Source organism: Marinomonas vulgaris (assembly GCF_018145875.1).
In the GTDB taxonomy this organism is placed as follows: Bacteria; Pseudomonadota; Gammaproteobacteria; order Pseudomonadales; family Marinomonadaceae; genus Marinomonas; species Marinomonas vulgaris.
In genome coordinates this window covers 15,040-27,635 of sequence record NZ_JAGSSV010000030.1, presented here as the reverse complement: position 1 = coordinate 27,635, position 12,596 = coordinate 15,040, and the positions used below count along the sequence as shown (strand labels likewise).

The 12,596-nt window shown below is 43.0% G+C and carries 6 protein-coding genes; all 6 read left to right on the top strand.

All coding sequences use genetic code 11. The annotated features are described in order from the left end of the window. Positions 1-147 precede the first annotated feature (147 nt). The 6 genes from J9B83_RS16040 (at position 148) to J9B83_RS14560 (ending at position 12,595) form a co-directional block, all read left to right on the top strand. Positions 148-2,448 carry an exodeoxyribonuclease V subunit gamma gene (locus J9B83_RS16040; protein WP_211537557.1) on the top strand — a complete coding sequence of 767 codons (2,301 nt, stop codon included), beginning with the start codon at positions 148-150 and terminating at the stop codon, positions 2,446-2,448. Beyond that, positions 2,445-6,209: an exodeoxyribonuclease V subunit beta gene (gene recB, locus J9B83_RS14580; protein ID WP_211537556.1), complete on the top strand. Its 3,765-nt coding sequence runs from the start codon at positions 2,445-2,447 to the stop codon at positions 6,207-6,209. The genes J9B83_RS16040 and recB overlap by 4 nt, the downstream gene beginning before the upstream one ends. Beyond that, positions 6,206-7,981: an exodeoxyribonuclease V subunit alpha gene (gene recD / locus J9B83_RS14575; RefSeq protein WP_211537555.1), complete on the top strand. Its 1,776-nt coding sequence runs from the start codon at positions 6,206-6,208 to the stop codon at positions 7,979-7,981. The genes recB and recD overlap by 4 nt, the downstream gene beginning before the upstream one ends. 301 nt (positions 7,982-8,282) lie before the next feature. Beyond that, positions 8,283-9,050, top strand: coding sequence for a tetratricopeptide repeat protein (locus J9B83_RS14570; RefSeq protein WP_211537554.1), 768 nt, complete (start codon positions 8,283-8,285; stop codon positions 9,048-9,050). Between the two features lie 158 nt (positions 9,051-9,208). Further along, entirely contained in the window at positions 9,209-10,120 is a 912-nt protein-coding gene (locus tag J9B83_RS14565) for a restriction endonuclease (RefSeq protein WP_211537553.1), read from the top strand. A gap of 6 nt (positions 10,121-10,126) precedes the next feature. Continuing rightward, positions 10,127-12,595, top strand: coding sequence for a type I restriction-modification system subunit M (locus tag J9B83_RS14560; protein WP_211537552.1), 2,469 nt, complete (start codon positions 10,127-10,129; stop codon positions 12,593-12,595). The last annotated feature ends 1 nt before the right edge of the window (position 12,596 follow it).

Sequence of the window (12,596 nt, the reverse complement as noted above, 5' to 3'; positions counted from 1 at the left end):
CCTAATGCACAAAGCCTGGCAGACATCGAAGCACTTTTGCCTTGGCATTGTAAGGACGTGGTTGGTTAGGCGCTTACGGAAGATTTCACTTCTCTATTAAATGCTTCTTCTATAAATGAACTTACTCTTCCTAAATTTGATACGTACTTGCACCAGTTACAAAGTACGCTTGCTGGCACATTTTGTCAGGATCACCAGGCTAAGACTTCTTTATCGGATGATAGCAGTTTACTCGTCGTGAATTGCTTTAGTGAAATGCGTGAAGTTGAAGCATTACATGATTTTTTATTGAATCAATTCGCCAATTCCCCTGATTTACATCTCGACGATGTTCTTGTCGCTATCCCTAATTTAGATAAGTACGCTCCCTTTATACGTGCCGTCTTTGACGTCGATGTTCACAGTGAAAAGAGCTTTCGTATTCCTTATTTTATTAGTGGGAGCCTAGCAGCCGCAGAGTCACCTTTGGTTAATGGTTTGTTAGAAATCCTTGAAATACCGAGCTGGCGTTTTACTCGTGAACAAGTCATGGTATTAGCCCGTAATCGTTTGATACAAAAAAGGTTTAATTTTACGGATGATGCTTTAGATCAGATTGACAGCTGGTTAGATGATGCGGGGGTGCGATGGGGAATAGATGGTGCACACAAACAATCGCTTGGTTTGCCTGCTTCTGATCAAAATACATGGAGAGTAGGGTTAGACCGTTTGTTGTTGGGTGCTGTATTACCTAAAAAAGTGAATGCAACAGTGCCGTTATTTCATGAGGTTTTGCCAGTTGATGAAATAGAAGGAGCATTAACGTTATTGTTGAGTCAATTTGTTGTCTTCTGCGACACACTGTTTGATTGGCATCATCGATTAACGTCAGCTTATTCAGTGCAAGATTGGCAAGAGATTTTGCATGCTCTACTTAATGATTTCTTTATCATTGATGAACTTGAAGAGAGCAATCATATGCAGTTATTAGGCTGTTTGAATGAGTTCGTCCAACAATCGCAGCAAGCTGGTTTTGATTCTGATATAGACGTTCAATCACTCGTTGTCTTTTTAAACAATACCATTTCAAGTACTGTCGGTTCTGGCCGTTCTGTTGGAACAGTTAACTTTACCAGTATGAATAATCTGGCTGGCATCCCGTTTAAGACGCTTTGTTTATTGGGTTTAAATTACGATGCTTGGCCAACACAACAACGTGAGCCTGGTTTTGATTTATTACAATCACAGGCCGTTGGTGGTCATCGACAAGGCGATAGGAATAGAGCGAACGATGAGCGTTATCTGACACTTCAATTAATTATGTCTGCCCAAGAAAGTCTGTACGTCAGCTATGTCGGTCGTAATATTCATAATGGTACAGACATCCCTCCTTCTGTGCTGGTGTCTGAATTATTAGATTGCTGTGCTCAGGTCGCCATTCCCATCACGGTACATCAGCATGCTATGCATGGCTACAGTTCAGGTAATTTCTCCACAGATTCAGAATTGCTTGGTCACAACCAAAAATGGTTTGAAGTGGCTGCTGTTATTGGCCAAGGCGATAAAATGGTCAGACCTTTATTCGAGAAAAATATAGACGTTGAACAAGTGGTTCATATTGATTGGGATGAGCTAAGCGGCTTCTATGGAAACCCTCAAAGACATTTTCTACTTCATAGTTTAGGTGTTTATCTTCAAGACGAAGCTAATGATTGGAATAATGTCGAACCGTTTAATCTATCTAACTTTGCAGACAGTCGTATTCGTTCAACAGCGTTACAGCAAGCCATAAAAGGTGTTCCTGACACGTCGTTGGGTATGTCTCAAGCATCGGGTGAATTGCCGTCTGGATTACCAGGAACAATACTACAAAGTATTGAGCAGGGGACAGTTGATGAATTACTAGAAGGCGTTGATCCAGAATTTTTAACAGACACTCTGCCCGCTATTCCGGTCGATCTTCACATCAATGGCATTAATATTACTGGTGTTTTAAGAGATTTACGCCCTGAAGGGCAGTTGTTATTAATTAGTGATCAATTGCATGATTGGCAAAAAGTAAAAGTATGGTTGCAGCACTTAATACTATGTTGCGTGAAGCCTGAAGGTGTCTCAAGAGTCACTAAAGTGATTAGTTTGAGTGATGGTCTAGTATTCAAAGAAATAGAAAATCCAGAAACGTTATTAGCAGAATGGATTCAAGCATACTGTGATGGTCAAGCTGAGCCATTGCCATTTTTTGCCAAGCTTAGCTTTATTTATGCGCAAAAGTTGGAAGATGGCGAGGATGCGGCAAAAGCGTTGGGTGCCGCTCATAAAAAATGGGCCGATGGCTATGAATTTACAGGGGAAGTCAGCAAACCTGTTAATGCGTTTTTATATCGAGGCCATTCACCACTCGATGACGCGTTTGAAGCACTATCTCAAAGATTGATCAGTCCATTAATACAAGCAGGGAGAGCCGAATGATAAATGACAGACAAGCTTTTGATGTGTTTAAAGCGCCCTTAATTGGCAGTAATTTAATTGAGGCCAGTGCGGGAACAGGTAAAACGTGGAGCATTACCGGTTTATATCTTCGTATGGTGGTCGAAAAGGGCTTACTGCCTGAAAACATCCTCGTCGTTACCTTTACTAAAGCCGCCACAGCAGAATTAACAGGGCGTATTCGTCAGCGATTACAGCAAGCAATGAGCTGGCACAATGGAAACAAAAACAGTCAAGAAGCCCACTTTTTCACAGGGCTTTTTTCCCAGTGGGAGGAAGTGATATCCGATGATGAGATTCGACAGCGTTTATTAAAAGCATTGGCTCGCTTTGATCAAGCCGCTATTTTTACGATTCATAGCTTTTGTCAGCGCGTGTTAAATGACTACGCGTTCGAGGCTGGTGGACGATTTAATTTAAATCTCATAACAAACAGTGATGAACTAATAGACATAGTTGTCGCAGACTTTTGGCGCATGAAAGTCAGTGCACTTAGTGAAGATGATAAGGTCTGGGCGACTTGGTTAATCCAGCAAAAACAATCTCCAGAGTTATGGCGTAGTGAAATTAAGAACTATATTAATCGTCCATACCAAATAATATTGCCGCCAAAAGCTGTGGAGTCAGTGGATCAAGCATTAACCCAAAAGGTTAAAGAACTGCAGCAAAGTGTTGTATCCCAATGGCATTTCAGGAAAGAAGACATAAAAGCTGATCTCAAAGGCCTGATGCTAGATGGTTTACTCAAAGCAAGCAGCTATAAAATTGATAATTTAGATACTTACGTTGCGCATCTGGATGCCTACTTACAGCATGATTTAACTGCTTACTTTGAAGTCGCTTCTAAGGAAGCAAGGAAGTTTGCCCAAAATGAAATTACGGACAAACTGAAAAAAAATAAAGAGATCAAAGATTATCCCTTTTTTACGGAATTAGAAGATCTCATCGAGTGCCACGATCAATACAGCACTCAAATGACCGGTTATCTGTTTAACAGAAAGCAAAACACACTGATTGAGCTGTTGGGATACACCAACGTCAAGCTTGCTGAGATGAAGTCTGAGCAAAGTGTTTTAGATTTTGATTCCATGCTTTTGAATGTCTATAACGCGTTAGACATTGATCAGGCTGAAGTGTTGGCAAAAGCGGTTACCGGTCAATATCAGTCGGCATTAATAGATGAGTTTCAAGACACGGACCCTCTACAGCTCTCCATATTTGAACGGCTATTTGCGCAAACGAAAACGCCACTTTTTTATGTGGGGGATCCTAAACAAGCGATTTACAGTTTCCGGGGTGCCGATATTCATGCGTACTACCAAGGCGCTAAAAATACCGACACACAACAAACCTTACTAACCAATTTCCGCTCTTCACCGGCGTTGGTTGATAGTGTGAGTGCGTTATTTAGTCCAACACATCCAAGCTTTATTACGGAGAATATTCATTTTGACTGGGTGCGTTCACATCCTAAAAAACAGCTGTTTATAAAAGACAGAAATGAGGCCGCTTTACAGTTTGTTATTGCTCAAAATGAAAATGGTAAAGCCTTTAGTAAGGGGAGTGTTGAACCGCTTGCTATTGCAAATACTGTCCAGCAAATTGGGGATATTTTATTAAAATCCCAATCTGGCGATGCGTATTTTGAGGACGGTGAGCAGACTCGCTCTAAGGTCAGTCCATCTGATATTGCCATTCTAGTCCCAACTCATAAACAAGCTAAAATGATGGCACAAGCCTTATCTAGACAAGGCATTATGAGTGTTCGACAAGGACAGGATAAAGTACTTCAAAGTGATGCCGCTTATACGTTGTTAAGACTGATGCAAGCAGTGGCAGAACCCAGTAATGAATCGCGTATTACCGAATTACTTGCTGATCCTATACTCGGATTCAGTGGTCCGCATATTGTCTCTTTAAAAGAGCAAGGGCATGAATGGGAGACATTATTAGACGGCTTTTGGCAACTTAAAACGGTGTACTTAGAAAATGGTTTCAGTTCTATGTTTCGCAGTTGGTTAAATACCGTAGATAGTAACGGTCAAACACTACCTCAACGGTTAACAGAGTATGTAGACGGGGAGCGCAATTTAACAGATCTGATGCATCTAGCGGAAATTATGCAACAGCGAAGTAGGCAGCAAGTCAGCCTGAAAAGCTTGATCTCATGGCTGCAATACGCAATCAATGGTAATGGTGCGGAAGACGAGCATCAGTTAAGGTTAGAAAGTGATACGCAGCGGGTAAAAATAGTCACACTACACGCATGTAAGGGATTGGAATATAACATTGTATTCTGTCCTTTTTTATGGCAAGGAAAAAAGCAATATGACTCGACGATTATTGCTGCGCATCAAGGTGAACAAGGAGTAGTTGATTTTGGCTCTGAAGACTTTGAAAAAGCCAGCGTCGAGGCGGGAAAAGAGCAATTGATGGAGCAGTTACGATTATTGTATGTGGCATTAACTCGCCCGGTTCATCAATGTATTATCTTCTGGGCTCACGTTCAGTATGGTCAATATATATACACAGCGAATTCGGCCTTGGCGTGGTTACTATATGGTGATGACACCATGCTCGACGATCCTGTGGACAAGCTGCGTGAGAAAGTCAAAACAATGTCATTTGACAGTTTCGTGGCGGGCGTAGAGGCATTTAAAGATACGAGCTCAAATCGTCATCCATCGTCTGCGTTGTCTAATAGTGCAAGTATCGACATCACAATTATTCAGGACTCGGAACAGCCGACTTATATCCGTGATTTTCAGGAAGACAAAGAAGCACTCAGGTTGGCACCTTTTCCGACTAAACCTATTTATCCATCTTGGACGACCGCTAGCTTTTCCGCATTAACGGCCGGACAGCATGCCACTATTGAGCGTTCTGCTCATGCCGATGATGTGCCCGATATGACAGAAGAGCCTACGCAGTTAGATCCTAACCAAGAGCCTATAGCGCCAAATATTTTTACTTTTCCTCGTGGCGCTATGCCAGGGGAATGTTTGCACAGCATTTTTGAGCATTGGGACTTTCAAAGTACCGATAAAGAAGCGTTAAAAACGTTAGTTTCTGAAAGTATGAATCGTTTTTCGATCGCTCATGTTGATTTGCGCCCACAATGGTATGAGCCTGTGGCTAAGGCGGTATTAGATGTTATTCATAGGCCTTTATCGACCTCATCGGATGGTTCGAATTTTTCTCTTTCCAATGTGACGTCTGATAATAGACAGGCTGAACTGGAGTTTTTACTGTCAGCTCATGGTTCAACGCAAGATATTCAGCGCGTGTTAGCGGACCCTAAATACCATGTGCCTCATGAATTTGTTGAAGCGAGCCAGCAGCTTACGTCCAAACATATACAAGGTTATCTCATGGGCTTCATTGATTTGGTCTTTAAAGATGATGATGACCGTTATCATGTACTGGATTGGAAATCGAATTACCTTGGTAGCAGCAGTAAAGACTATGCGCCAGAATTAATCGAACATGCGATGGCGGAAACACATTATTACTTACAAGCGCTTTTGTACTTATTGGCCTTACATCGCTATTTGAAGGATAGCCTTCCACATTACAATATTGAGCAGCATCTTGGTGGCGCTTGGTATGTTTTTATACGAGGTGTGGATATTAGTCAGCCAGCAGATGAGCCTATCCATGGTGTATATCAATTTACACCGTCTTCAGAATTGATTTTGGCGCTAGACACGTTGTTAGTTCGTTTGGAGGTGTCTGCAGCATGAATACATCAATAATCAAAGCACCGAGCGCTCAGTTGGCTGAGCAATTAACTGCGACACTTAAAAGGCTGTGCAAAAACCCTAATGCCTTAGATTTGGTAGAGAAATCGCTTAAATTTGTGTTTGAGGCGTTAGAAGCGGGAAAGATCAGTTTAGATATGAGATTGATCCCAAGGGGTATGACTGTTGTTGATTATCATGATTGGCAGAAACAGCTGATTGATGCCGGCGTGGCGTCCTATGCCGGCGGTTTTACGCCTTTAATCATCGATTCCGATCAATTGTTTTTAGCTCGATATCATTTATATCATTCTCAAGTACATACTCGGTTATCGCAGCTAGCCTCTGAATTGGTATCGAGCTCTTTAGCAGATACCACTAATTCTCAGGAAATGGTCGGTGTATTAAATCGACTGTTTCCTGCAACAGATATTACACCGGATTGGCAGAAAGTAGCGGCGGCATTAGCGCTTAAGAAGCGACTTTGTATTATCTCCGGTGGACCTGGTACTGGTAAAACCACCACGGTATTACGGGTTATTGCCGCCCTGTATGCGTCTGAAAATCGTGTACATAATAGATTGCGGATACGACTCGCGGCACCTACAGGTAAAGCCGCTGCTCGTATGCAGGAATCCATTCGCAATAACATAAAAGACTTACACTGTGATGATGAGCTTAAACAGCAATTACAGCTTGAGGCTTGTACTTTGCATCGATTGCTTGGGTTTAAGCTAGGCTCTGTCAATTTTAAGCATCATGCAGGAAATCCGTTGGCGCTCGATGTTTTGGTGATTGATGAATCCTCTATGATCGACAGCGCCATGATGGCGAAATGTTTAGAAGCGTTACCGGTGAATGCACGACTAATTTTATTAGGCGATAAAGACCAACTGGCTGCGGTCGAACCAGGCAGTCCTTTTGCCAGTATGTGTAGCCAATTTGGGTTTAGTAAGGCGTTTGCTTCTGAACTCGCTGATCTATCTGGGCAGTCACTCACCAACTTTGTTTCCTTAGCACCTCAGCCTTTAGGCGATAACCTGATTTTTTTACACCATAGTTATCGTTTTGATGAATCAAGTGGGATTGGACAATTGGCTAAGACGATTAACGCAGGCCAATTTTCAGAGTCACTAGCCGTTATGAATAATGATGATTACCCTGATATTGCTTGGTCAGACTATAAAGCGTCGGAGTATCGATCCTATTCAAGCAAAGAGCTGGATCCACTCATTGATACAGTTCAGCAAGGTTTCTCTGATTATCTTCATATATTGAAAGCCAAGAATGCAGACTTAGTGAAAATCTTTGAAGCATTTACGCAGTTTTGTATTTTGACTGCGACCCATAAAGGGCATTGCGGGCGAATTGAAATAAACCTTTTATGCCAAAAAGCATTAGGCTTTGATCTGGAAAACCATTGGTATCACGGACGTCCTGTTATGGTCAGTAGCAATGACTACCAAACAGGCTTGTATAACGGCGATGTTGGTATCTGCCTTGATATTGAAAACAACGGAGAATTACGCGTGTATTTTCCGATTAGTGAGGGCTTCAAGGACTTCACGCCAAGCCGAATTCCGAATCATGAAACGGCTTTTTCAATGACGGTACATAAGTCACAAGGATCTGAATTTAAACAGGTGTTGTTTATATTGCCTGATAGTCCTAATGCGGTCTTTACTAAGGCGCTTATTTATACGGCGATTACACGCGCGAAGCATTCTGTTGAGTTATGGGGACAAGAAGAAGTGCTTTTGGCGTGTGAACTCTAAGCATCAATTAAAATGATATCAATGATCTACAACAATGCGTGAGAATTTTTATCAGTAGGTAGGGTAGTACTAGGTTTAGATTTGCATCATGGAAAACATATAACGACACATCTTGTCGCAATAACTTCATAATATATAAATTTAAGCGTTGTTGTATTGCCTTGGAAAGCCCATTGGAGTGCGTCCATTCATACGTACGAGCAGTACGATCAATCTGATAATTAATAGACGGTGCGGTAAATTGAACTGCATTATATGAAGCTGAAAAAATTATATTCACCAAAAAAATGTTACAACAATTATGATTAAATCTTATTTAGTATCTGCCGAAGAAGGTGATCAGAATTCACAGTGTACATTAGGTTCCCTTTATGAGTCTGGGTATCCTAGACAATCTGATGACGGTGGCTTTCATGAGCTTGGTTTTGTAGGGGCTAACAAGGGGAAGTCATTTTATTGGTACCAAAAAGCAGCGGATCAAGGCCATATGGAAGCACAGTATGCATTGGGCCGACACTACGATGATGAGCGAAGTACAATTTACAGTTCTGAAATTGCTTTCAGGTGGTTCTTAAGTTCCGCAAAGCAAAATCAAATGGATGCTCAGTTTAAAGTTGCGACCATGCTCCAAGAGGGGAAAGGGGTCCAAAAAAATAAGGCTGAAGCCATTCAATGGCTGAAAAGTGCCGCAAATCTTGGTCATAAAGAGGCGCAATATTCACTTGGTTGTCAGTATGACGTTGGATCATATCTTACCAAAAGTGATGAACGTGCAGCGCAGTGGTATTTACTCGCAGCCGCGCAGAACCATATCAAAGCTCAGTACAAAATCGCGTGTATGTACGAAAGCGGTATTGGTGTAACACAAAGTAGTACTAAAGCGGTTCATTGGCTCAAAAAAATTGTAGGTAAAGGGCATAAGGACGCTCAATATAAGCTTGGCACTATGTATGAATTAGGTCTGGGTATAAATCAAAGTAATAAGCATGCTTTGAAGTGGTATTTCAGAGCAGCGGAACAAGGTCAGAAATTGGCAGCTGAAAAGGTAAAATCACTCAATAATCGATAATATAAATTTTTACGAGAGGTATGGATGTTTTTAGTGACGTTTAGATAAGGATATGCTGCATCAGTTGTTTGAAAGAGCCTCATGTTCATAGAGATACCGAGGTAGTATTAAATGTACAATAGCGAATTAACACATTAGAAAAAGGTTAAGGAACAACCATGGCGATACCAGATTACCAAACTCTCATGTTGCCCTTTCTTAGGCTGTTAGCGGATGGCGCCGAGCATCAACTTCCCGAGGTAACAGAGTCTCTTTCTCTAGAATTCCAATTAACAGAAGAAGAGCGAAACGAATTACTTCCAAGTGGCAATCAAGCTATTATGCGTAACCGTGTTGGTTGGGCGCGTGCTTATTTGAAAAAAGCATTACTCTTGGATGCACCCCGCCGAGGGGTATTTCAAATCACTGATCGGGGACGCGAAGTATTAGCCGATGCGCCAGAGAAAATCACCGCCCGTTACCTGAGGCGATTTGAGGAGTTTTGTGAGTTTCAAAACTCTGCATCGTCATCAGAAGAAATTTCAACACCACAAAACACGGATGAAAACCGGACACCAACCGAAGCGATCGAAGTGGCATTTAACACCCTGAACAACGATTTAGCCACAGAAGTACTCGACTCTATTAAAAAGCAAACACCGCAATTTTTCGAGCAACTTGTCGTTCAGCTTATGCAAGCAATGGGCTATGGCGGCTGGAGCAAAGAATCTGGTCGAGCTACTCAGTTCACATCAGATGGCGGCATAGATGGCATTATTAACGAAGACCCTCTAGGGTTAGAAACCATTTACCTGCAGGCTAAGCGTTACAGCGATAACGCTATTGGTCGCCCAGACATTCAAGCCTTTGTTGGTGCACTCGAAATGCGACGTGCTCGTAAAGGTGTATTCATAACAACCAGTCGATTTAGTAAAGAAGCCCTAGAGTACATCTCAATGATTGAGAAAAAAGTCGTACTCATAGATGGCAAACAACTAGCCGATCTTATGATCAAACATAACCTTGGTGTCACCGTTAAACAGACTTACCAAGTAAAAGACCTCGACACCGATTATTTTATAGAAGATTAAATCACCATGGCCATTAAAAAAACCGAACTCTACTCAAGCCTATGGGCAAGCTGCGACGAATTGCGCGGCGGTATGGACGCATCCCAATACAAAGATTACGTATTAACCTTGTTGTTCATGAAGTACGTCTCTGATAAATACGCCAAAGACCCATACGGGTTGATTGACGTGCCAACAGGAGCTACTTATGGCGATATGGTCGCGCTAAAAAACGACAAAGAAATTGGCGATAAAATTAACAAAATCATCAGTAAGCTGGCCGAAGCCAACGACCTGAAAGGCGTGATCGACGTGGCCGACTTTAACGATGAAGACAAGCTAGGTAAAGGCAAAGACATGGTTGACCGCCTAACCAAGCTGGTGGGCATTTTCCAAGGCTTAGATTTAGCCAGCAACCATGCCGAAGGTGATGATTTACTGGGCGACGCTTACGAATTTTTAATGCGTCACTTTGCGACAGAATCCGGTAAATCCAAAGGGCAGTTTTATACCCCAGCCGAAGTCTCGCGCATTGTTACTAAAGTGGTTGGCATTACTCAAGATACCTCACAAGACGCCACGGTTTATGATCCAGCCTGTGGTTCTGGCTCCTTACTATTAAAAGCCAGCGACGAAGCGCCCCGTGGTTTAAGCATCTTCGGTCAAGAAATGGACAACGCCACCTCAGCCCTTGCGCGCATGAACATGATCTTGCACGACAACGTCACGGCCAAAGTGTGGCAAGACAATACCCTGTCTAGTCCTCAGTGGAAAAACAGTGATGGAGGGTTAAAAACCTTCGACTTTGCTGTAGCCAATCCGCCGTTCTCGGTGAAGAGCTGGAGCAACGGCATCAACCTAGCCGATGACAAATTTAACCGCTTTGAATACGGCACACCGCCGGATAAAAACGGCGACTACGCTTTCTTACTGCACATACTTAAATCCTTAAAAAGTACAGGGAAGGGCGCGGTGATTTTGCCCCACGGTGTGTTGTTTCGCGGTAATGCTGAAGCGCGTATTCGTGAAAACCTCATAAAGCAAGGCTACATCAAAGGCATTATCGGCCTGCCAGCTAACTTGTTTTACGGCACGGGTATTCCAGCCTGCATAATCGTATTAGATAAAGCCGAAGCCGCTAATCGCGACAGTATATTTATGATTGATGCCAGCAAAGGCTTTATGAAAGACGGCAACAAAAACCGCCTGCGCAGCCAAGACATTCATAAAGTCGTCGATGTGTTTACCAAGCAGCTAGAACAAAACCGTTACAGCCGCATGGTGAGCCTAGAGGAAATCGCCAGCAACGATTACAACCTCAATATTCCACGCTATATCGACTCATCGGAGCCAGAAGATCTACACGATTTAAGCGCCCATTTACAAGGCGGCATACCTAACGTCGACATAGATGCACTTAATAAATACTGGCAAGCCTTTCCCAGCGTACGTGCGTCATTATTCGAACCCGCTCGCCAGGGATACAGCAACATTTTAGTGGCCGCTAACGACGTAAAAGCCAGCATTTTGAATCAGCCAGAATTCAAAGCCTTTGCTCAAACCGCCATCGACTTATTTCATGGTTGGAAAGCGCAGGTCGATTTAACTCAGCTGACCAGCAATGCTGAAGCCGCGAAAGAAAATAAAATCTATGAAAGCCCGAAAGACATCATTCATCGCATTTCTGAAGCGCTATTAAGCGCCTACAAAGACGCGCCTTTATTAGATAAATACGACATCTACCAAATCATCATGGATTACTGGGCAGAATCCATGCAAGACGATGTGTATGTCATCACCCAAGACGGCTGGCAAGCAGGCAACACCCTGCGCAAATTGGTGGTTAAAAAAGGCGACGGCGCTTCAAACAAGTTAAAAGAAGTGCCTGATTTGATCATCAATAAAACCAAATACAAGGCCGAGCTGATTCCCCCGGCTTTAATCGTCGCGACATTCTTTAGCGATGAACAAGCCGCCCTAGATGAATTGCAAGCCACACTGGACGCCAGCACCCAAGAACTAGGAGCCTACATAGAAGAGCACGCTGTCGAAGAGGGCTTGCTAATCGAAGCCACCACAGACGCGGGTAAAGTCACCAAGGCCACCGTGGCCGCGCGCTTAAAAATGGCCGAAACGGTTGCAATGCAAGCGGAAGAAAAAGACGCGCTAAAAACCGTGAGAAGACTCATCGACACCGAAACCGCCAACAAAAAAGCGGTGAAAGACGCCCAAGACGCCTTAGACCAACAGGTATTTGCGCAATATCCCCAACTGACGATTGAACAAATAAAAACCCTCATCGTAGAGGACAAATGGCTCGCCACCTTGCAAGCCAGCATAGTCGCTGAAATAGAGCGTATTACCCAACAACTCGCCAACCGCATTAAAACCCTAGAAGAGCGCTACAGCGAACCCATGCCCACCTTAGTCGATCATGTTGCAGAACTGAGCGATAAGGTAGACGAATACCTGAAAAAAATGGGGTTGGCATGGTGAG

Coding starts and splice junctions, on each gene's coding strand:
- J9B83_RS14565 (WP_211537553.1), top strand. CDS start 9,209: ATGGCGATACCAGATTACCAAACTCTCATGTTGCCCTTTCTTAGGCTG.
- recD (WP_211537555.1), top strand. CDS start 6,206: ATGAATACATCAATAATCAAAGCACCGAGCGCTCAGTTGGCTGAGCAA.
- J9B83_RS14560 (WP_211537552.1), top strand. CDS start 10,127: ATGGCCATTAAAAAAACCGAACTCTACTCAAGCCTATGGGCAAGCTGC.
- recB (WP_211537556.1), top strand. CDS start 2,445: ATGATAAATGACAGACAAGCTTTTGATGTGTTTAAAGCGCCCTTAATT.
- J9B83_RS14570 (WP_211537554.1), top strand. CDS start 8,283: ATGATTAAATCTTATTTAGTATCTGCCGAAGAAGGTGATCAGAATTCA.